A 21656-nucleotide genomic window follows, 5' to 3' on the forward strand; every position below is an offset into this window, starting at 1 on the left:
GTATTGTCACCAAGCCGTAACGGAGAGGCGGAGACCCGCCTCGCATCGCGCATCGTCAACGCGACGAGAAAGTGGGGAACTGTGACATACGCCGACACGATTCTGAGCGGAGGCGTCGTCGTGAATCCCGGCGAGCTGCCCTCGCAGACTCCCCGCACCCACGTCGCGATCACCGACGGGCGCATCAGCGCCATCGGCGGCGCAGAACTGCTCGATACCTGTGGCGGCCCCAACACCGAGGTGCACGACCACGGCCCCCGTGCCGCAATCCTCCCCGGCCTCGTCGACACTCACACCCACCCCGTCTGGGGCTCCGAAAGCCAGGGCGGCAGCCTCGGCTTCGGAGGTGCCACCTCACTCGACGATGTTCGCGCCCAGCTCGCGCCCGCCGTCGCAGCAGCCGAGCACGGTGCCTGGATCACCGGTTACGACCTCGACGTCAACGCCTTCCCCGGCGAACCAGAAGGCCGCATTTTCGAAGAGTGGTTCCCCGGTGTCAAGATCTCGATCATGACCCGCGACGCCCACGCGCTCGTGGTCAGCCCAGCCGTGGTCGCCGCAATCGGGCTCACCGGCGACGAGACCTTCGCCGACGCCTCGACCATCGTCGTCGACGCCGAAGGCCCCACTGGCTGGGTTATCGAGCTGCAAGCGATGGACCTCGTCATCCGCAATTACCCCCAAGAACCCGCCGAAGTGCTCGCCGGCTACCTGCTCGACTCCCTGCGCGCATTCGCCTCCCAGGGGCTCACCGCCGTGCACGCCCTCGACTTCCACGATCCCTCCGCAGAGCTCTTCCCCCTGCTCGAAGCCGAGCACGAACTGCCCGTGCGCGTGCGCTGCTCACCGCTAGTGCCCGCAGACTCAGAGCCCGTCGAATGGGAGCGCATCGCCGCACTCATCGGCACCGGCGGCAAGCGCTGGCGCGTCGAGGGAGTGAAGTTCATGCTCGACGGCACCGCCGACAACGGCACCGCCTGGTTCGAGCAGCCCGACACCCACGGCGAGAACCACGACGCCCTCTGGACCAGCACTGACGCCTACCGCGAAGCCGTGCGCTTCTTCACCTCGCGCGATATCCCCACCATCACGCACGCCATCGGCGACCAGGCCGTGCGCTTCGTGCTCGACACCGTCGCCGAGGTCGGCCACGCCCCCAGCGCGCCCCACCGCATCGAACACATCGAGTCAATCCCCGACTCACTGCTCGACCGCTTCGCTGAACTCGGCGTCGTCGCCGGCCTGCAGCCCACCCACGCCACCCGACTCACCAGCCCCGACCAGAGCGACGGCTGGTCGCAGCGGATCGGGCCGGAGCGCGTGGCCGCCGGCTGGCGCATCCGCGATCTCATCAGCCACGACGCCGTGGTCACCCTGAGCTCGGACTGGCCCATCGGCGTCGGCGATCCGCGCATCTCACTCGCCGACGCGCAGCTGCGCCGCCCCGTTGACATGCCCGAGCATGCCGGCAACCAGCCGCAGCAGCGCATCACCCCCGCCGAGGCCTACCGCGCGATGACCCTCGCCCCGGCCATCGCCGAAGGCACCCAGGATCACTTCGGGCGCATCGCTCAGGGCCTCACCGCCGACCTGACCGTGTTCGCCGAGAACCCCCTGGCACTCGACCCCGAGCAGCAGGCCGATAACGCCGTGCTCGCCACCTACATCGACGGGTGCCGCGTAGCAGCAGCCCCCGCCCTCTCGACACAGGAGACCCCGTGACCGAACCCCTCATCCCCCGCCCCGAGCAGCGCCCGCACATCACCGTCGACGCCGCCACCCCGCGTGAGCGCGGCGAGCAGCGCGGGCGCGCCCTCGCCGACTCCGTACGGGGCGGCATCGAGCGCTACGACAAGCTCTTCACAGCCGGCGGCCTCGACGAGGCCACCGTGCGCCGCGACGCCGAGACCGCGCTCGACGCCATCGGCGAGCACCTGCCGGCCATGCTCGAAGAAATCGAGGGCATCGCCGCGGGCAGCGGCACCCCGCTGTGGCGCATCGGTGCCCTCAACGCCCGCACCGAGATCCTCGCGCGCAGCACCACAGTGCCGCCCGGCGAGTGCTCCACGATTTTGCGCGTGCCCGCCGCCGACCCCAGCAGCGACGCCGCCCCGCGCCACGTCACGGGCATCCAGACCTGGGACTGGCACGTCGAGCTCAGCTCCTACTGGCACACGCTCGAAGCCCGCGGCGGCACGTACGACGTGGTCGGGGTCACCGAACACGGCATCCTCGGCAAGATCGGCGTCAACTCGGCCGGCCTCGCACTGCACTACAACGTGCTCGGGCACATCGCCGACAAGGCCGGCGGCATCCCCATGCACGTGCTCGCCTTCGCGGTGCTCAGCGAAACCGCGAGCGTCGCGGAGGCGCTGCAGCTGATCCGCAGCGTTCCCATCGAATCGTCCGGCTCGTTTTCCCTCTTCGATGCCACCGGCGACGCCGTCATCCTCGATCTCAGCCCCGTCGGCGTCTTCGAGCACCGCACCGACAGCGGGTACCTACTGCGCACCAACCACTTCCTCGCCCCCGAGCTCACTCCCGACGAGAAGACGTGGAACTATCAGCCCGGCTCAGGGGCACGCTTCGCCCTGCTCACCGGGCGCCTCAGCAGTCTCATGACAGCCGGCGACATGCCAGAGGTCTCCGCAGGGCTGCTGCCCTGCATGGCAACCGCCTCAGGCGAGGCGCCTGTCACCCGCCTGCCCGACCCTGCCGAACCCTTCGGCAAGCGATGGGCCAGCCTGGCACTCGTGATCCTCGACCCCGCCACTCGCGAGGCCCGCGTGCTCGACGGCACCCCCGTCGACGCGCAGACGGCCACCCCGGAGCAGTGGCGGCAGCTGCGAGCCTGACCACGCGCGTCTCGCCATCCGCTCACGCCTACACTGGAGGGGTGGTGCAGAGATGGCGAGACGTGGCCCGGGCGAGCGGCCTCGCCTCCCCCGACGGCTCGGCCAGACCCACCATCTTCGCCGAGATGACCGCGCTCGCGCAGCGCACCGGTGCCGCCAACCTCGGTCAGGGCTTCCCCGACAGCGACGGGCCCGCCTGGGTGCGCGACATCGCCGCCGCCGCGATCCGCAACGGCGTCAACCAGTATCCGCCCGGGCGCGGCACCCCTGAGCTGCGCCACGCCATCGCAGCCCACCAGCTGCGTCACTACGGCATCGAACTCGACCCCGAGCGCGAAGTACTCGTCACCGCCGGAGCCACCGAGGCCATCGCCGCCGCGGTGCTCGCCCTCGCCGGCCCCGGCGACGAAGTCGTCACACTCGAACCCTTCTACGACTCCCACGCCGCGGCCATCGCCATGGCAGGCGCCACCCACGTCACCGTGCCGCTCACCCCCGACCCCGACGGCTTCCGCCTCGACACCGCGGCCCTCGACACCGCAGTCTCCCCGCGCACCAGCATCATCATCGTCAACACACCCCACAACCCCACGGGCACCGTGCTGTCATCGCGCGAACTGCAGCTCATCGCGGCGGCCGCGCAGCGAGCCAACGCGCTCATCATCACCGACGAGGTCTACGAACACCTCACTTTCGACGGCGTCGCCCACACCCCGATAGCCACGCTTCCCGGCATGGCTGCACGCACGCTCACGGTATCGTCGGCGGGCAAAACCTTCTCGCTGACAGGTTGGAAGATCGGCTGGATCACCGGGCCCGCCGAACTCATCGAGGCCGTCACCGCGATCAAGCAGTTTCTCACCTACAGCGGCGGCGCACCCTTCCAACCCGCCATCGCACGCGCGCTCATCGACGGCGACGCCGATATCGCCGCACTACGAGACTCGCTCTCCACCCGCCGCGACCTCCTCGCAGCAGGCCTCCGCAACGCAGGCTTCGACCTCATCATGCCGGCAGGCACCTACTTCGTCTGCGCAGATGCGAGGCCGTTCCTCAGCGACGGCGACGACGGTGCCGCCTTCGCCCGCGCACTCCCCGAGCGCGTCGGCGTGGCCGCCGTGCCCGTCAGCGCATTCTGCCGCGAAGCAAGCACCGCATCGCAGGCGCTCGCGCCCTGGGTGCGTTTCACCTTCGTCAAAGACGAACGAACCCTCCGCACCGCCGTCGAACGGCTGCGCGGGCTAGAACGAACGAGAGGAGCAGTGCAGCGATGAGTCGTGTCGTCGCCGTTGTTGGAGGAGTGCTCGCGCTCTGGATGGCAGCAGGCCGCTGGATGTTCGGGATCGGCGGATCACTGACGTGGTGGTACCTGCCCACCATCGGGCTCCTGTTCATCGCCCTGAACCTCTGGCTCTCGCGCCGTCTCAGCATCACGCGTCAGCGTGGCCGCCGCACCAGCCGCAGCACCATCGTGTCGCTCGCGCTCTCCTGGGCCTGCGCCATCGGTTTCGGCCTGACAGTGCCAGACCTTTCCGGCGGCGACCTCGTCTCAGTGCTCAGCCTCGCCGCAGGGTCGTCGTTCTCCAGCGAAATGTCGATCGCGCTCTGCAACCCGCTCGGCATCCTCGCCTTCGCCCTCCTCGTCGCCTCTGTCGCATTCGCCTACGGCGACGCCCGCGACCCGAAACCCGAAGAAGACGAGGAGCCAGGCGAGGGCGGCATGGTGCCGCACCCGCTGGGCTGATCCGCACACCAAGTTCGCGTTTCGACCGCGTCGCCCCAAACATCCCCGAAAGATGCCACCATGGGAACATGGGGTTCCTCACATACGGCGGCACGCAGGAGTTCGAATTCGACGACCGCACGCTCGCGCACCTCAAAGTCGCGATCACCATCAAACTGCGCCGGCAAGAGAGCTTCCTGATGAGCTGGACCGTGCCCGTGGAGCGCGGCGGCGGGCGCGTATCGATCTGGCTCACACCGTCGATACCGCTCGCGTTCCGCTTCGCAGGCAGCCGCGCACCACAACTCGACAAGCACTGGCTGGCAGTGCTGAACGACCTGTCAAACACGCCGAGGGGGCTCGTCGTCGTCTCCCAACAAGAGGCGCAACAGCACCTGGCAGAACAGAACTAGGAGCACACATGGGCCACCTGAACTACGGCAACGGCGCAAAATTCGCTTTCAACGACCGCCTGCTCACACACCTGCGCACCGTCATCCTCGCGAAGCTCAACCTGCAGGAGAGCCTCGTCTTCACCTGGAGCGACGACCAGCAGCAGCACAGCATCTGGCTGCACCCCTCTGTGCCCGTGCACTTCGAGTTCGATGAACGCTCAACCGACGAACTCAACCCGGCATGGATCGAACAGCTGCTCGCCTTCGCCAATTCCCAAGGCGGGCTCCGAATCGTCGAAGAACCGCCTCAGCCGGCCTGATCTGTAAGCGGTGTGCACGGAGGCGGATCCGCCGCTCTGCAGCCCCCTCCTTTCGGTGCGACACAACGATTGCCATTTACCTCAATATGAATGTGCTGCGCAAGCCCCTGCGAGCATCTTTGCGGCAGGAGTAACGTCGAAGGCACGGGCGGTCCTGCTCTCAGGCGGGCCCGCATCATGGAAAGGAGCAGGACATGGGTTTCATTGCTTTTCTCGTGCTCGGCCTGATCGCCGGAGCGATTGCCAAGGCGATTCTGCCGGGTCGGCAGGGCGGCGGCTGGTTCGTAACGCTGCTTCTCGGCGTCGTCGGCGCAATGCTGGGCGGCTGGTTGGGTTCGGTGATCTTCGGAGCAAGCCTGCAGGACTTCTGGTCGCTGCAGACGTGGCTGCTCGCCATCGGCGGCTCCGTTGTCGTGCTGCTGATCTGGGGCCTCATCGTCGGTCGCAGAGGCGCCGCGGACTAACCCCGCAACGACCACACGAGGCCCCGCACCGGCACGAGCCGGTGCGGGGCCTCGTGGTGTGTGTGGCACTAGGCCTGGTACAGGCCCAGGAGGCGTGTCGCTCTGCAATTGCGGCCACTCGGACGAATACAGAAAGCCCGGCCAGAATCACATTCTGACCGGGCTTTCACCGCGGAGGGTAGGGGATTTGAACCCCTGATGCAGGGTTACTGCATGCTTGTTTTCAAGACAAGTTCCTTCGGCCGCTCGGACAACCCTCCGCGCACGAGCTTAGCAAAACTGCGGGGCCGGGTTGGGCCACTACCCCAGCAGCTCGGGAAAACGGTCTCGCAGCGCCGCGAGCAATCCGCCCTCTTCGACGGTGCCCGTCACTCGCACCGCCGCCGCGCGCACCTCGGGCACGGCCTGACCCATCGCCACGGAGTCGCCCGATCGCCCCGCCCATCGCAGCATGTCGATGTCGTTGCGTCCGTCGCCCGCGGCGAACACCCGCGAACGGTCGATGCCGAGTCGCGCCGCCACCACTTCGAGCGCGCTCGCCTTCGTCACCCCGTCGGGGGCGATGTCGAGCCACGAAGTGCTGCCCACCGCATACGAAACGTGCGTGAGCCCCAGCGTCTCGACAGCATCGAGGAACTCTTCCAGCCTGTGATCGGGCGACACCACGACCACGCGCGAAGCCTGCACGCCGAGCAACTGCTCGAACGGCACCATGCGCTGTTCGGAGGGCAGGGTGCCCGTGGGGATCGGCGCGGTGTACAGGAAGCCACCGTCGGCGAGTTCGACTGCGAAGCTCGCCGTAACAAGCGCAGTGCGGATCTTCTTCAGGGCGTCGCTCGGGTCGAACGCTTCGACGTACTCGCGCCGGTAGGCGCGGGGGGCGAGCGGATCGCGGTGCAGCGTCACCGCGCCATTAGCCGCAATCACCCAGTCGGGGCGGATCCGCAACCGCTCCACAATCGGAAGCGTCGCATCAACCGAACGCCCCGTCGCAATGATGACCTCGTGCCCGGCCTCGTGAAGCGTGCGAATCGCCTCGGCGAGGTCGTCGTCGATGCGACCGCCGCTGGGGTCGTCGCCGGCACCGTGGAAGTCGTGATTGAGCACGGTGCCATCGAGGTCGAGTGCAACAATGTGCCGTTCATCGGCGGAGACAACGCCCCGGGTCGATGCGGCGGATCCCGCGCCCATCTCAGGCACCGGCCACCGGGGTGAGCACCTCGAGCCCACCCAGGTACGGGCGCAGAGCCTCAGGCACGATCACACTGCCATCGGCCTGCTGATGCGTTTCGAGAATCGCAACGAGCCAGCGCGTCGTCGCAAGGGTGCCGTTGAGCGTCGCAACGGGTGAAGTCTTGCCGTTCTCGCCACGGAAACGAGTGGCGAGCCTGCGCGACTGGTAGGTGGTGCAGTTCGAGGTCGAGGTGAGCTCGCGGTACGCGCCCTGCGTGGGCACCCAAGCCTCGATATCGAATTTGCGCGCCGCACTCGAGCCGAGATCGCCTGCCGCGACATCGATGACGCGGTAGTGCAGACCGAGCGCCTGCAGCATGTCTTCCTGCCAGCCCACCAGGCGATCGTGCTCCGCCTCAGCCTCGGCCGGGTCGGCATAGACGAACATCTCAAGCTTGTTGAACTGGTGGACGCGCAGAATGCCGCGGGTGTCCTTACCGTGCGAGCCAGCCTCGCTGCGGTAGCAGGTCGACCAGCCAGCGTAGCGCAGCGGCCCCTGCGACAGATCGACGATCTCGTCGGCGTGGTAACCCGCAAGCGCCACCTCACTCGTGCCAGTGAGGTACAGATCCTGCTCAGGCAGGTGGTACACCTCGCTGGCGTGCTCCCCCAGGAAGCCCGTGCCACCCATGATCTCGGGCTTCACCAGCGTGGGCGTGATGAGCGGCGTGAACCCATGCGACAGCGCCTTGTCGAGCGCCATATTCATCAGTGCCAGCTCGAGCCGCGCACCCACCCCCCGCAGGAAGTAGAAACGCGCGCCCGAAACCTTCGCGCCACGCTCCATGTCGATCGCGCCGAGCATCTCACCCAACTCAAGGTGGTCGCGGGGCTCGAAATCGAACTCGGCGCGCTCACCGACCTCGCGGAGGGTGACGAAGTTGCTTTCGCCACCCTCGGGCACACCCTCGATGACCACATTCTCGATGCGCATCGCAAGCGCCTCGAACTGCGCCTCAGCTTCCTTTGCGCGCGCCTCCGCTGCCTTCACGCCGGCAGCGAGCTGCTGAGCCTCGGCGATGAGCGCGGGCTTGTCTTCCTTCGACGCGGTCTTCACCCGCCCGCCGAACTCCTTCTGCTGAGCGCGCAGACTCTCGAACTCGGTGAGCGCAGCCCGGCGAGCCGCGTCGGCGGCGAGCGCCTGATCCACCACCGCCTCATCATTTCCTCGCGCGCGCTGCGAGCGCTTAACGGCCTCAGGATCGGTGCGGAGCAAGACTGGATCGATCACGCACCCAGCTTACCCGTGTCGCAGGCGGTGGCGGCAGCCGCGGCGGCCACTCCCCCACTACGCTGTATCCATGCCAGAGACCCACCGTCTGCCCGTCGCCGCAGTGGTCTATCAGCCGTTCAAAACAGACCTCGCCGCGCTACGCAGCGCGGTGTCGCTGCACGAGCAGCAGTCAGGCTGGGCGACGACGCGCTGGTACGAAACCGAAGCCGAAGACGCCGGTGTGGCTGTCGCCCGACGCGCCGTCGCCGAGGGGGCGAACCTCGTGCTCGCCAGCGGCGGCGACGGCACCGTGCGGGCAGTGGCCGAAGCCTTGCGCGGCACCGGAGTTCCGCTCGCGGTGGTGCCGCAGGGCACCGGCAATCTGCTCGCCCGCAACCTGGGCATGCCGCTCGGCAAGCCAGAAGAAGCAGTGCGCGCCGCGTTCTACGGCCGCAACCGCCCCATCGACCTCGGCGTTCTGAGCATTGTGCGTGAAGACGACAGCGAAGACGAGCACGTCTTCCTCGTGCTCGCCGGCATGGGGCTCGACGCCCGCGCGATCTCTGCCACCCGCGCCACCCTGAAGAAGCGCCTCGGCTGGCTCGCCTACGTCGACGCCGGCGTGCGCACCATGCTCAAGGACCGGCCGCTGCAGATCCACTACTCCGTCGATCGCTCCCCCCTGAAGTCGCTGTCGGTCTACACCGTGATGATCGGCAACTGCGGGCTGATGCCAGGCGGCGTGCTGCTGATCCCCGACGCAAAACTCGACGACGGCAAGCTCGACGTGGTCGCACTGCGGCCCCTCGGCCCGTTCTCGTGGCTGCGCATCTGGAACAAGATCGGCTGGGAGAACGGCGTGCTGCGCAAAACGCAGGCGGGCAGACGCATCATCGACCTCGTCAACGACACCAAGAGCGTCAACTATCTGCGAGCCACCCGCTACGCACTGTCGGTGCCGCGACCCGAACCGGTGCAGCTCGACGGCGACGATTTCGGCCTCGCGCTCGCGGTGAGCGGAACGGTGGATCCCGGCGCGCTGACGGTGCGAGTGCTGCCGGAATGGAACGCGCAGAGCTGACCCTGCGCGGATCGGGCCGGCACCGGCGGCAGGGCAATGCCGGGCTCTGGCACGGGGCCTGACCTGTGCCAGCCAGGGCTGAGCGTCAGGCGGCGCCTGGCGCGCCCTCGATCACCTCGCGCAACCAGTCGCGGGCGTCGCGGAAGGCGTCATCATCGTAGGAGTCGCGGATGCTCGCGGCAACGCGATCCGCCCTCGGATACGACCCCAGGAACACCACGTTCGGGCTGAACCGCTTCACGCCCAGCAGCGCGTCGGCCACACGCTCGTCCTTGATATGCCCCTCTGCGTCGATCACGAAACGGTAGCGGCCCATGCGGTCGCCCACGGGGCGGGAGGCGAGCAGCGTGAGGTTCACGCCGCGGGTGGCGAACTGCTCCAGCAGTTCGAGGAGCGCACCGGCGCGGTCCTCGGGCAGTTCGGCGATGAGGGAGGTCTTGTCGGCACCGGTGGGCTCTCCGACGGCGGCCGTGCGGCTGACGAGCACGAAGCGGGTCACGGCGTCGGGGTTTTCGGCGATGCCCTCAGCGAGCACCTCAAGGTCGTAGTGCTCCTCGATGCCTGGCGGCGCGATGGCGGCGTTGATGCCCTTTTCGGCGTCAAAGAGATCGCGGGCGGCCTGCACATTCGAGGTCGCGGGGAGGTGCCGGTGGCGGGGCACCTGATCGTCGAGCCAGGCCCGGCACTGGCCGTAGGCCACCGGGTGCCCCGAAACTACCGCAATGTCTTCGAGCCGGGTACCCGGGCGGGCGACCAGCACGAAACTCACCGGCACGAGGTATTCACCGACGATGCGCAGGCCGGGGATCGTGGCGAGGGCGTCCTGCGCGACGGTCACGCCGCCGTCGATCGAGTTCTCGATCGCGATCATGGCGGCGTCGCTGAAACCGGTCACCACATCGTTCAGTGCCTCGCCGAGATTCGCGACGGGGTTCCACTCCTGCCCCTCGGCCTCAGGCACCTGCTTCAGAGCCGCCTCGGTAAACGTGCCCGCCGGCCCCAGGTAGGAGTAGCGGCGGGTCGTCTCAGCAGGCTCTGGCATGCGAACCAGCGTACCGCGTTCGTGCGCGGGCCCAGCGGATCCGCGGTCGGGCACGGGCTGCGCCAGGGAAGCGGCGCAGACCCGAGCCCCGCAAGCCTCAGCCGAGCACGCGGCCGACGAGCGCCTGCGCAGCCTGCTGCACAAGCGCGAGGTGCTCGGGCCCCCGGAACGACTCGGCGTAGATCTTCATGACGTCTTCGGTGCCCGAGGGGCGCGCGGCGAACCATGCATGCTCGGTCTGCACTTTGAGCCCGCCGATGGGGGCGCCGTTGCCGGGCGCGCGGGTGAGGATCGCCGTGATCGGGTCACCTGCAAGCTCGGTGTCGGTGACGTCGTCGGGTGAGAGCGCCCCGAGGCGCTGCTTCTGCTCGGGTGTGGCCACGGCGTCGATGCGGGCGTAGGCGGGCTCACCGAAGCGCTCGGTGAGCTGCCGGTAGCGTTCCGAGGGCGACTGGCCGGTGACGGCCTGAATCTCAGCGGCGAGCAGCGCGAGCAGAATGCCGTCTTTGTCAGTGCTCCACGCACTGCCGTCGAAGCGCTGGAACGACGCGCCTGCGCTCTCCTCGCCACCGAAGACGAGCTCGCCCGTCGAGAGGCCTGGCACGAACCATTTGAAGCCCACAGGCACTTCGAGCAGTTCGCGGCCGTGCGCGGCGACGACCCTGTCGATGAGCGCCGACGAGACGAGCGTCTTGCCGACCTTCGCGGTCGTGGGCCAGTCAGGCCGGTGCGTCAGCAGGTAGTCGATGGCCACTGCGAGGTAGTGGTTCGGGTTCATGAGCCCGCCATCGCGGGTGACGATGCCGTGGCGGTCGGCGTCTGCGTCGTTGCCGGTCACGATGTCGTAGAGCGGCTGGGAGTCGGCAACCGTCGACATGACGTGCCGCGAGGAAGGATCCATGCGGATCTTGCCATCCCAGTCGAGGTGCATGAAGCCCCACTGCGGATCGACGCCGGGACCGAGCACGGTGAGGTCAAGGTTGTAGCGGTCGCGGATCGCCGCCCAGTAGGCGACGTTCGCCCCGCCGAGGGGGTGGGCCGCCAGGCGCACCCCGGCCTCGCGGATCGCGGCGACGTCGATGACCTCACCGAGCGCTTCGACGTACTCGCCGAGGAAATCGTAGCGACCCACCGGCACACCGCCGATCCCGTCCTCGCTGGACCGGCGCACGCTGTCGATGCCGCGCTCCAGGATCTCGTTGGCACGGGCGGCGATCGCGTTCGTCGCGTCGGTATCTGCGGGCCCACCGTGCGGCGGGTTGTACTTGAAGCCGCCGTCTGCCGGCGGATTGTGGCTGGGGGTGACGACGATGCCGTCGGCGCGGGCCGGGTCGTCGGCGGCGCGGTCGCGGTTGTGGGTGAGGATCGCGTGGCTCACGGCCGGGGTGGGCACGAACACCTCGTCACCGCTGCCCGCCTTCGCGAGCACGTGCACGCCAGCGGCAGACAGCACCTCGCGCGCCGTGTGCTCGGCCGGCGCCGACAGCGGGTGGGTGTCAGATCCGATGAAGAGCGGCCCGGTGATGCCCTGAGCGGCGCGGTATTCGGCGATGGCGGCGCTGATCGCGACGATGTGGGCTTCGTTGAAGGAGCCCTTCAGTGAGGATCCGCGGTGGCCCGAGGTGCCGAACACGACCCGCTGGGTGGGGTCGGCGGGATCGGGGACGACCTCGGAATAGGCGGCGATCAGCGCCGCGACGTCGACGAGATCCTGCGGCTGCGCCGGCTGTCCTGCTCTCTCATGCATGCTTCCAGTGTGCCAGCCCACCCGTTCGCACACCCGCGAAACTCTGTCTCTTCATCGTTTCGCGCCCCTCCTCAGGCACCGATTCACGTTCGAGCACCCCGATCGGCGGGGTTCGGGGTGCGCGAACGTGGATCGGTGCGGCAGGCTGCAGCAGCCAGCGCGCTCGGATCCGCCACAAAACCCGCGATACCGCCCGTTCACCGTACGCGGTTACTCTGGAGACATGGATGACACCGTGATCCCCTCCCGTCGCGACGAAATCGAGTGCTGGCTCACCGACATGGATGGCGTGCTCGTGCACGAGGAGCGCGCGATCCCCGGTGCCGCCGAGCTGATCCGGCACTGGCGCGAGAACGAGATCCCCTACCTCGTACTCACCAACAACTCGATCTTCACCGCCCGCGACCTCAGCGCCCGCCTCGCGGCCTCAGGCATCGAAGTGCCTGAGGATCGAATCTGGACGAGCGCGCTCGCCACCGCCGCGTTCCTCAAGCAGCAGAAGCCCGGCGGTTCGGCGTTCGTGATCGGCGAGGCCGGCATTCTCACCGCGCTGCACGACGCGGGCTATGTGATGACCGAGTCGAACCCCGACTTCGTGGTGGTGGGCGAAACCCGCAACTACTCCTTCGAGGCGATCACGAAGGCGGTGCGGCTCATCATGGGTGGGGCGCGGTTCATCTCGACGAACCCAGACGCGACCGGCCCGAGCGCTGACGGCCCACTGCCCGCGACAGGCGCCATCAACGCACTCATCACGAAGGTGACGGGCAAGGTGCCTTACATTGTGGGGAAGCCGAATCCGATGATGTTCCGTTCGGCGCTCAACCAGATCGGCGCGCACTCCCACAACACGGGCATGATCGGCGACCGAATGGACACCGACGTGGTTGCGGGCATGGAGGCCGGGTTGCACACGGTGCTCGTAATGACGGGAATCTCGGATCGCCGCGAGATCGAGAAGTTCCCGTTCCGGCCTGACGAAATTCTCTCTTCGGTGGCGGATCTGCTCTAGCCCGCCGCGCCGCTACACGCCCGCAAGGTAAACGTCGACCGAGCTCACGGCCGCGAAGCCGTCAGCAAGTGCCGCGATGAAAGCCGTGTGCACCGCGGCACCGGGGACGCGCTGGCCGCCGAACTCAAGATCGGGCGCGGCGCAGGCGTCGTACAACACCCGCACGGCGAAGCCGCGCTCGGCGGCGGCGCGCACCGTCGAATCGACGCACATGCTCGTCATCATGCCCGCGACGACCAGCTCGTCGGGTGTGAGCTGCGCGAGGCGCTCAGCGAGATCAGTGCCAAGGAACGCGTTGGGCTCGGCCTTCTGCAGCACCGGCTCCCCGTCGAGCGGCCGCACCGCCTCGTGAATCTCGACCCCCTCCGTGCCTGGCCGCATGAACACGGCGTCGGGGGCATCCCAGACGTGCTGCACGTGCAGCACCGCATCGCCGGCCTCGCGGAATGCCGCGATCGCTCGCGCGGCCGCCTCTGCGGCGGCGTCCGATCCGACGAGCGGGTAGGCCCCTCCCGCGAAGTAGTCATTCTGGATGTCGATGATCAGCAGCACACGTGCCACGGCTACTCCTTCGGACGACAAGCGGGGCACCAGCCTACTCGCTCACCGACTCCGGCCAACAGCCTTCATTCGCGCCCGGTAGCCTCCCTGCAGACCTATTTCTTCTTACCCTGGCGCAGCGTCTTGACGAGCATCTGCCCGAGGATGAAGGCCAGCAGCAGCGAGAACGCCACATTCGACCAGAGCGGCGGGATATGCGTGGCGATCACCGAGCCGAGCGGCGATAGCAGGCTCGCAGCAATGCCCAGCACAGCCGCAGACCTGATGTCCACGTTGCGCCGGCGCGCGTTGCCGAGGGTGCCCGAGATCGAGCCCGGGATGAGCATGATGAGCGAGGTGCCCTTCGCGATCAGGTCGCTCGCCCCGAAGAAGAACATGAGCACGGGCACCACAACAACGCCGCCGCCGACACCCAGCAGACCGGAGAGCACACCGGTCACAAGGCCCGTCACCACGAGCAGCGCCCCCGTCAGCACGGTGATGTCGATCACAGCGTCGCGCTGCGGCACAACGAACCACAGGCTGATCACCACACCCAACAGGAACGCCATGAACATCCAGCGCAGGAACCCCGTGGGGATCCGCGACAGCAGGTAGCTGCCGATCTGCGCCCCGACAACCACACCCGCCGCGAGCAGCACAGCGGCAAGCCAGTCGACATTGCCCTGCAGCGCGTAGCCGATACCGCCGACAATCGCCGCGGGCAGGATCGCAGCAACCGAGGTGCCCGCCGCAAGCCGCTGCTGGAAGCCCAGGATCATCACCAGCATCGGAACGAGCACCACGCCGCCCCCGATGCCGAAGAGGCCGGAGAGAAGGCCGGTGAGCGCCCCTAGGAGAGCGAGAACGATGATGCTGGGGCGAGGAGACTGAGTCATAGAGGTCGTTTCTGAGAGAGGTTGTCGAGCTGCGGATCAGGATTGCGGATCGCTTCAGCCAGAGGCAGGCACCACAATCGCAGAGCCATCGGAGCGCGGATCGCTCGCAGCGTCGTACCCCTCAGCGCTGACACGGATCAGATTCGAGTGTCCCAGATCTTCCGAGTACCTTGGCACCACCTTGAGCGGGAAGCCCGCCTCGGTGATCGCATCCCGAACCTCCGCCGGCACGTCCTCCTCGATCGTCACCCGCACCACGCCGTCAGCGCCGGGCTCGTCGACAATCCACCGTGGGGCGTGCGTCGCCTCGTGCGGTGACGCCCCGGCGAGAGAGCGCAGCAGCAGTTGAGTGTGGATCTGCGGCTGCGCCGATCCGCCCATCGTCGCCGGCACCCACGCGAGCTCATCACCGCGAAGAATCAGCACAGGCATGAGCGTGTGCCGTGGGCGACGACCCGGGGCGAACGCATTGGGCGAGGCCGGATCGAGCGAGAACGACGTGCCCCGGTTCTGGAACAGAATGCCCGTCTCGGGGTCGAGCACCGCGGCGCCGAACCCGAAATACACCGAGTTGATGAGCGAAATCGCCCAACCGTCTGCGCTCACGGCGCTCAGGCCGACGGTGTCACCGCTCGGCTTCGCCTCGCGCGGGGGCGCGTGCTCGGGGCGCGGCATCGCGATGAGTTCAGGGCCGGTGGGGCCGCCGGATGCCGGATCGGCGAGGTACGCCGCACGCACCGCGTTGCCGCCCCGGAACGCGTTTGCGAGGGCACCGGCACCCGCACCGAGCGGGTCGTCGATGCCGGCCACGATGGCTTCGAGGGCACGCAGCAGGATGAAGCCCGACGTGTTCGGCGGGCCCGTGATGACGCGGTGACCGCCGTAGGAACCTTCAAGTGGTTCATCCCAGAACGCGGTGTAGGCGGCGGCGTCCTCGGGCGCGATCTTCGATCCCAGCGCCCGCAAGCCGGAGACCCAGCGCTGCGCGAGCTCACCCGTGTAGAACTCATCGGGCCCGCCCGCGGCAAGGCGACGCAGCGAATCGGCGAGCGCGGGCTGCACGAACGGCTGCCCCTGCACGAGCGGCAGCCCGTCTGGGATGAACGCGTGGCGGCAACCTGGATCGAGTTCGAGCACCTCGCGCTCGTCGACGATCGCCGCCGCAACCGACTTCGCCGTCGGCACACCATCGGCGGCGTAGCGGATCGCGGCCTCCAGGTGCTGCTCCCAGCTGCGGGTCGCCCCGAAGTTGTGCAGCTCACCCCAGCCGCGCACCCCGCCAGGTACGGTCACCGTGTCGATGCCGCGCAGCGGCAGCAGTTCGCCGTACGTCTCGCGGAGGGCGTCGAGCGACTGCGCGGCCGGGGCCGTGCCCGTCGCGTTGAGAAAGCGCACCTCACCCTGCGGCGAGCGCACCAGGGCGACCAAGTCGCCGCCCAGCGCCACATTGTTCGGGTACACCACGCAGAGGGCGGCGGCGGCGGCGAGCGCCGCATCGATCGCATTGCCGCCTGCTTCGAGTGCGGCAGCACCCGCCTCCGTGGCGAGGTGGTGCGAAGTCGAAATGGCTCCGCGGGGGTGTGCGTCAGAGTGCGTCATCCCTGTGCTCCTTCGTCGTTCGCGCCCGTCGCGGCGAGGGCGATCTGCTTGCTGATGTCGAGCACATGGGCTCGGGCCTCGGCCTCGGCCGCCGTCGGGTCTCCGGCGGCGATCGCTTCGAAGATCCGGCGGTGCGCCGCACTCGACGCCTCGCGGCGCTCTTTGGTTTGATAGCGGCTGGAGCGGCTCGGGGCGATCTGTTGAGCGATCTGCTCGTTGATGAGTTCGAGCAGCGGATTGTGGGCGTACTGCGCGATGGCCTGGTGGAAGGCGCGATCCAGCTCCGCGTAGCGCTCCTTGGTGACGCCGGCCTCCATCGCCTCCACCAGCTCGCGCAGCTGAGCGATATCGCGGGGGGTGGCGCGCGTCGCCGTGATCCCCGCGATCGGCGGCTCGACAATGGCGCGCAACTCCATGATGTCGCGGATCTCGGGGTGCACCGCCGACACCGCACTCGAGATGCGGTCGGCGATCCCCGACCGCTCGCCCGGGCTCAGCACGATCGTGCCGCGCCCAGGCTTGCGGTCGATGAGGCCGCGGTTCTCAAGCTCCCGCAGCGCCTCCCTGATCGAGACTCGGGAAACGCCGAGGTGCTGGGCCAGCTCGCGCTCAGCCGGAAGCTTCTCGCCCGGGGCGAGGTCGCCCTCGAGAATCAGCCGTTCAAGATCGACCGAAAGCCTGTCGGGCACCGAGAGGGTCGTCCCTCTGTTGATCGAGTCCCAATCCATTGCGCACTTCCATTTCTCACTTCGATAGCCTCACCGCGGGGACGCCAGTTCGCACTCGTCCGCTCCGGGCGCCGTCACGTATCCGCGCTCTTGCCGAAGTAGGCCTCGTGCAACCGCTCGTCCTCGAGCATCGCCGCCGCCTCGCCACCTCCCGAGATCTTCCCCGTCTCCATGAGGTACCCCCTATCCGCGATCGAGAGCGCCATCCTGGCGTTCTGCTCGATCAGCAGCACGCTGGTGCCCGAACGGTTGATCTCTTCGATCACCTCGAACATCTGCGCGACCACTTTTGGGGCGAGACCCATAGATGGCTCATCCAGCATAAGCAATTTCGGGCGCCTGATGAGCGCACGAGAGAGCGCAAGCATCTGCTGCTCGCCTCCCGAGAGGGTCGCAGCGGTCTGCTGCCGACGCTCTTGGAGCCGTGGGAAGAGCGAGAACACGGTCGCGATCTCCTCCGAGAAATCTGTGGAGGCACCCCAGTGGGCGATCTGCAGATTCTCGAACACCGACATCCGTCCGAAAATGTGCCTCCCCTCAGGCACGAGTGACAATCCGGCCCGCACCCGCTGCTCGGCGCGGCGAGACGATATCTCCTTCTCGAGAAACGCGATCCGCCCCCTGCTCTTATTGAGTCCGGCAACCGAACGCAACAGGCTGCTCTTACCCGCCCCGTTCGCACCGACCACGACAACAAGCTCACCCTCATCGACGTGCATATCGACATCGGTGACCGCCCTGACCACGCCGTACCGCACGTTCAGGCCTTCGACTTCGAGCACTCTCACTTCGCATCACTCCCCAGGTAGGCCTCGAGCACTTCAGGATTGACGCGGATCTCAGCAGGAGTGCCATCCGCGATGATCACGCCGTGATCGAGCACGATGATCCTGTCGGAAACTCCCATGAGCAGATCCATGTCGTGTTCGATGAGAATCACATCGATGCCGCGCTCCCTGATCCGCTTCATCAGTCGGGCGAGATCCCGGGTCTCGCTCTCATTCAGGCCCGCAGCCGGTTCGTCGAGCAACAGCACATTGGGGCGGGTCATGAGGGCTCGCGCGATCTCGACCCGGCGCTGTTGGTAGGCATCGAGCGAGGAGGCCCGCTTGTCGCGGCTGTCCCACACGTCCATGAAGGCCAGCACCTCCTCGGCCTCTTCGACGGTGGCCCGCTCGGGGGCGCGCACGAATGGGAAAGGTGACAGAAACTTCGGCGCGAAGCCGGCGAGGCGCGAATGGCCGCCAACGAGCAGATTCTCGAGCACCGTCATATCCCAGAAGAGGCGCACGGTCTGGAAGGTTCTCGCAATGCCGCGCATCGACACGGCGCTCGATTCGAGATTCTGCGTTTGCTCGCCGTGCAGTTCGATCGTGCCCGAGGTCGCCCGGGTGACCCCGGAGATGGCGTTGAGCAGTGTCGATTTGCCGGCACCGTTCGGCCCCATGAGACCGAGCACCTCGCCGTGCCTGAGTTCGAAGGTTACCGCTTCGAGCGCGACCAGCCCGCCGAACACCTGCTTCACGTTCTCGGCCTTCAGCACGGGCTCCCCCGCAACCACGGGGGTGTCGCGCTCGTTCGCGATGAGTGCACCCTCCGGTGCCTCCTTCCCGCCGCGTGCGCGGGTGAGCTCAAGCCGTTTCGAGATGATGCCACCGGGTCGCAGGATCATGAGCACCACGACGATAAGCGCGAGGAACCCGGTGCGGAACTCGGGGTGGGCCTGAATGAGCGGGATATCTTTCGCGATCGCCTGGAAGAAGATCCACAGCACCGCACCGGTGATGGGGCCCCAGAGGGTGCCGGCACCGCCAAGAATCACCAGACTCAACACGATGAAGTTGTCTTCGAGCGTGAAACTGTCGGGGTTCACGAACTGGTTCATGTGGGCGAAGAACACGCCGATCACACCCGCAGTCGAAGCTCCGACCACGTAGGCCAGCAGCTTGTACCGTCGGGTGCGGATCCCCATCGATGAGGCGACGAGTTCGTCTTCACGGATGGCAACCCAGGCGCGCCCCACCGGTGAGGCGATGAGCGAGGCGAGCGCCACCACGAGAATGACCACGACGAGAAAGACGATGTAGTAGGTGGTCAACGGTGGCACGATCTCGCCAGTGAAGGTGAGCGCGGGAATGTTGCGGATACCCACCGCACCGCCTGTGAAGTCGGTCCAGTTGATGGAGACGATGCGCACGATCTCGCCGAACGCGAGCGTCATGATGGCCAGGTAGTCGCCGCGGGCACGCAGCGTCGGATACCCGATGATCGACCCCGCTATGCCCGCGAGCACGATTGCCGCCACGATACTGAGCGGCAGCACCCACCCGAGTGCGGCCGGATTCTCCGCCAGGTTGATGCCGAAGGTTCTCGTGCAGAATATGGCCGTCGTGTAAGCGCCGACGATGAAGAAGGCGATGAATCCGAGGTCGAGCAGGCCGGTGATCCCGACGAGAATGTTCAGACCGGAAGCGAGCGCCACGTAAATGAGCGCGAGGGCTGCCACGCGAATCCATTTGTCACCGGGCAGCACCAGGGGTGCGAGCAGGCCGATGATCAGGAAGATCGAGGGCCAGATCCAGCGCTTGAGGCCGTGATCCTGCCTGAGGATGACGATGGGGGCGGTGTACGTGTTGGACATCGTTAGACCTTCTGTACCTCTCGGCGGCCGAGCAGCCCCTGCGGGCGGAGCCACAGGATGATGACCAGGATCCCGAACGCGATAACGTCGCGGTACGCGGATCCCTGCGGAACGTAGGACGCGGCGAGCTCCTCGCTCACGCCCAGCACGAGGCCTCCGACGAAGGCGCCGGGGATGCTGCCGATACCGCCGAGCACGGCGGCGACCAGCGCTTTCAGGCCGGGAAGGAAGCCCATGGTGGCGGCGGCAAAGCCGTAGCGCTGCGAGTACAGCAGACCTGCGACCGCTGCGAGGGCCGAACCGAGCACGAATGTCGTCGAGATGACTCTGTCGACGCCGATACCCATGAGCCTCGCGGCATCTTTGTTTTCGGCAGTTGCGCGGATCGCGCGGCCGATGGGCGTGAAGCGGATCACCGCCCAGAAGGCAAGGGTCACCGCCACAGCCACCGCGAGCACGATGACATCGATGCGCTGCACTCGGGCACCGAAAATGTTGAGGGCCTCACCCAGTTCAGGGCGGGGCACCGGCAGCTGCGCGGCACCGAAGAGGAACGTCGCCACGGCGCGCAGCAGCATCGACACCGCGATGGCGGTGATGAGCATGGAGAGGATCGGGGCGTTGCGCAGCGGCCGGTACGCGATCCTCTCGATGAGCCAGCCGATGAGCGAACCGACAATGAGCCCGAACATGATTGCGGCCCACGCCGGCAGAGCCGGGCCGTCGATGCTCGCGTCCGCGATGAGGATGTTGGTCTGGCCGGCGACGAGGGCGCCGACTGCGCCGAACATGAAGATCTCTCCGAAGGCGAAGTTCACCATGCCGAGGACGCCGTAGACGACGCTGAATGCGACGGCGAGCAGCCCGTAGATGCCGCCGACGGCGAGACCGTTGATGATTTCCTGCATTACCTAATCTCCGTAGCCTGCTGGGGGAACCGGATGAGAATCCCGGTGGGCGCCGAGGCCGGCGCCCACCGGGCGGTTGCTACTCCTTGATGACCACGAAGGCGCCGTCTTCGATGCGCTGGAAGGTGAGGTTGCCCACACGGTTCCCCTGATCATCGAAGCTGATCTCGCCGGAGACGCCGGGGAACCCCTTCGTCGCCGCGATTGCCTTGGTCACAGCGGCACGATCGGTCGATCCCGCCGTCTCCATCGCCTGCGCCGCGATGTACGTGGCGTCGTAGGCGAGCGCCGCCCAGGAGCTCGGCTCCTTGTCGTACTTCTTCGTGAAGGCTTCCACGAATGCGGCGGCCTCTGGGCTGTCATCACTTGCGGAGAAGGCCGAGTACACCTCGACGCCCTCGGCGTTGGCACCGGCCAGCTCGATGAAGAGCGGGCTCGCAGCCCCGTCCGAGGCGAAGATCGGCACATCGGATCCCGCATCGCGCACCTGGTTCACGATCTTGCCGGCCTCGGTGTAGAAGCCGCCGATGAAGACCGCGTCCGGGTCGTCCTTGAGCGCCGTATCGACGGTGCTCGCGAAGTTCACCGTGCCCAGCTGGTAGGCCTGCGAGCTGGTGACGGTGCCGCCTGCCTTCTCGATGCCCTCGGTGAAGGCGTCGGCGACGCCCTTGCCGTAGTCGTCCTGCTGGTACAGCACGGCGACCTTCTTCACGCCCCGGTTCTCGGAAATGAACTTCGCCGCTTCGGCGCCCTGGTAGGCGTCGGTGAACACGGTGCGGAAGAAGATGTCGCTCGCGCCGCTCAGCTCGGGTGAGGTCACTGCCGATGCGATGATCGGCAGGCCGCACTGCGTGTAGATGGGCAGGCCCGACAGTGCGACGCTCGAGAAGCTGAACCCGAGAACAACAGGAATCTCGGCGTTGTCGCAGAACTCCTGCGCGATCACGGGGCCGTTGGCGGGCTTGCCTTCGTCGTCGACTCCTTCAAGGGTCAGGTCACGGTCCAGCACGCCGCCGTCGGCGTTGATCTCCTCGATGGCGAGGTCGATGCCCTCGCGCATTTCGAGACCGTAGCTCGCGAAGTCGCCCGAGAGGGTGGCCGTGTATCCGAGCGGGATCGCGCCTTCGGCGCCTCCCCCGTCGCCGTTGCCGCCCGATCCGCCCGAAGAGCACGCGCTCAACGCGAGGAGGGCCACGCCCGTCACGACCGCCAGCTTGGCTGTTCTCTTGCTCAACATTCTCATCACACCCGTCGGT

The 21656-nt window shown here is 67.4% G+C and carries 21 protein-coding genes and 1 tRNA gene; 9 read left to right on the top strand and 13 right to left on the bottom strand.

The annotated features are described in order from the left end of the window. Nucleotides 1-81 precede the first annotated feature (81 nt). The 7 genes from WFL22_RS06000 (at nt 82) to WFL22_RS06030 (ending at nt 5757) form a co-directional block, all read left to right on the top strand. Nucleotides 82-1722 (top strand): amidohydrolase, encoded by a 1641-nt coding sequence (locus WFL22_RS06000; RefSeq protein WP_336991897.1) that lies wholly within the window; start codon nt 82-84, stop codon nt 1720-1722. Then, a complete protein-coding gene (locus WFL22_RS06005) occupies nt 1719-2855 on the top strand; it encodes a C45 family peptidase (RefSeq protein ID WP_336991898.1) in 1137 nt (378 codons plus the stop codon). The genes WFL22_RS06000 and WFL22_RS06005 overlap by 4 nt, the downstream gene beginning before the upstream one ends. Before the next feature lie 41 nt (nt 2856-2896). Then, nucleotides 2897-4129: a pyridoxal phosphate-dependent aminotransferase gene (locus tag WFL22_RS06010; protein ID WP_336991899.1), complete on the top strand. Its 1233-nt coding sequence runs from the start codon at nt 2897-2899 to the stop codon at nt 4127-4129. Then, complete coding sequence (locus WFL22_RS06015; RefSeq protein WP_336991900.1) at nt 4126-4599, top strand: hypothetical protein; 474 nt, start codon at nt 4126-4128, stop codon at nt 4597-4599. The genes WFL22_RS06010 and WFL22_RS06015 overlap by 4 nt, the downstream gene beginning before the upstream one ends. Nucleotides 4600-4667: 68 nt before the next feature. Next, a complete protein-coding gene (locus WFL22_RS06020) occupies nt 4668-4991 on the top strand; it encodes a DUF7882 family protein (RefSeq protein ID WP_336652923.1) in 324 nt (107 codons plus the stop codon). Between the two features lie 8 nt (nt 4992-4999). Beyond that, complete coding sequence (locus WFL22_RS06025; RefSeq protein ID WP_336652924.1) at nt 5000-5293, top strand: DUF7882 family protein; 294 nt, start codon at nt 5000-5002, stop codon at nt 5291-5293. 194 nt (nt 5294-5487) lie between these two features. After that, the gene (locus tag WFL22_RS06030) at nt 5488-5757 is read left to right on the top strand and encodes a GlsB/YeaQ/YmgE family stress response membrane protein (protein WP_336652925.1); all 270 of its coding nucleotides are present in this window, start codon (nt 5488-5490) and stop codon (nt 5755-5757) included. 172 nt (nt 5758-5929) lie between these two features. Here WFL22_RS06030 and WFL22_RS06035 read toward each other — a convergent pair. From WFL22_RS06035 to serS, 3 genes are all read right to left on the bottom strand, one after another. Continuing rightward, nucleotides 5930-6017, bottom strand: a tRNA-Ser gene (locus WFL22_RS06035). A gap of 40 nt (nt 6018-6057) precedes the next feature. Continuing rightward, entirely contained in the window at nt 6058-6948 is an 891-nt protein-coding gene (locus WFL22_RS06040) for an HAD family hydrolase (RefSeq protein WP_336652926.1), read from the bottom strand. Between the two features lies 1 nt (nt 6949). Further along, nucleotides 6950-8221 (bottom strand): serine--tRNA ligase, encoded by a 1272-nt coding sequence (gene serS / locus WFL22_RS06045; protein ID WP_336991901.1) that lies wholly within the window; start codon nt 8219-8221, stop codon nt 6950-6952. Nucleotides 8222-8291: 70 nt separating this feature from the next. Here serS and WFL22_RS06050 point away from each other — a divergent pair, with 70 nt between their 5' ends. Further along, the gene (locus tag WFL22_RS06050) at nt 8292-9284 is read left to right on the top strand and encodes a diacylglycerol/lipid kinase family protein (RefSeq protein ID WP_336991902.1); all 993 of its coding nucleotides are present in this window, start codon (nt 8292-8294) and stop codon (nt 9282-9284) included. A gap of 85 nt (nt 9285-9369) precedes the next feature. On the opposite strand, the gene pheA is transcribed toward WFL22_RS06050, so the two are convergent. Together pheA and pgm are read right to left on the bottom strand one after the other, a co-directional pair. Then, nucleotides 9370-10326, bottom strand: coding sequence for a prephenate dehydratase (pheA, locus tag WFL22_RS06055; RefSeq protein WP_336991903.1), 957 nt, complete (start codon nt 10324-10326; stop codon nt 9370-9372). A 97-nt stretch (nt 10327-10423) separates the two neighbouring features. Continuing rightward, complete coding sequence (pgm, locus tag WFL22_RS06060) at nt 10424-12073, bottom strand: phosphoglucomutase (alpha-D-glucose-1,6-bisphosphate-dependent) (protein ID WP_336991905.1); 1650 nt, start codon at nt 12071-12073, stop codon at nt 10424-10426. A 223-nt stretch (nt 12074-12296) separates the two neighbouring features. Here pgm and WFL22_RS06065 point away from each other — a divergent pair, with 223 nt between their 5' ends. Then, nucleotides 12297-13085 (top strand): HAD-IIA family hydrolase, encoded by a 789-nt coding sequence (locus tag WFL22_RS06065; RefSeq protein WP_336652931.1) that lies wholly within the window; start codon nt 12297-12299, stop codon nt 13083-13085. 12 nt (nt 13086-13097) lie between these two features. On the opposite strand, the gene WFL22_RS06070 is transcribed toward WFL22_RS06065, so the two are convergent. From WFL22_RS06070 to WFL22_RS06105, 8 genes are all read right to left on the bottom strand, one after another. Next, nucleotides 13098-13646 carry a cysteine hydrolase family protein gene (locus WFL22_RS06070; RefSeq protein ID WP_336991907.1) on the bottom strand — a complete coding sequence of 183 codons (549 nt, stop codon included), beginning with the start codon at nt 13644-13646 and terminating at the stop codon, nt 13098-13100. A gap of 95 nt (nt 13647-13741) precedes the next feature. Continuing rightward, entirely contained in the window at nt 13742-14524 is a 783-nt protein-coding gene (locus tag WFL22_RS06075; protein WP_336652933.1) for a sulfite exporter TauE/SafE family protein, read from the bottom strand. A 54-nt stretch (nt 14525-14578) separates the two neighbouring features. Continuing rightward, complete coding sequence (locus WFL22_RS06080; RefSeq protein ID WP_336991908.1) at nt 14579-16123, bottom strand: gamma-glutamyltransferase family protein; 1545 nt, start codon at nt 16121-16123, stop codon at nt 14579-14581. After that, complete coding sequence (locus WFL22_RS06085) at nt 16120-16851, bottom strand: FadR/GntR family transcriptional regulator (protein ID WP_336652935.1); 732 nt, start codon at nt 16849-16851, stop codon at nt 16120-16122. Before WFL22_RS06085 ends, WFL22_RS06080 begins: the two co-directional genes overlap by 4 nt. A 74-nt stretch (nt 16852-16925) precedes the next feature. Then, on the bottom strand, nt 16926-17639 hold the full coding sequence (locus tag WFL22_RS06090) for an ABC transporter ATP-binding protein (protein ID WP_336652936.1): 714 nt from the start codon (nt 17637-17639) through the stop codon (nt 16926-16928). Beyond that, nucleotides 17636-19492: a branched-chain amino acid ABC transporter ATP-binding protein/permease gene (locus WFL22_RS06095; RefSeq protein ID WP_336991910.1), complete on the bottom strand. Its 1857-nt coding sequence runs from the start codon at nt 19490-19492 to the stop codon at nt 17636-17638. The genes WFL22_RS06090 and WFL22_RS06095 overlap by 4 nt, the downstream gene beginning before the upstream one ends. Nucleotides 19493-19494: 2 nt before the next feature. Next, nucleotides 19495-20400, bottom strand: a complete 906-nt coding sequence (locus tag WFL22_RS06100) for a branched-chain amino acid ABC transporter permease (protein WP_336652938.1) — start codon at nt 20398-20400, stop codon at nt 19495-19497. A gap of 79 nt (nt 20401-20479) precedes the next feature. Continuing rightward, nucleotides 20480-21634 (bottom strand): ABC transporter substrate-binding protein, encoded by a 1155-nt coding sequence (locus WFL22_RS06105; protein ID WP_336991912.1) that lies wholly within the window; start codon nt 21632-21634, stop codon nt 20480-20482. Nucleotides 21635-21656: the final 22 nt, after the last annotated feature.

Source organism: Leucobacter sp. VD1 (assembly GCF_037150695.1).
GTDB lineage: Bacteria > Actinomycetota > Actinomycetes > Actinomycetales > Microbacteriaceae > Leucobacter.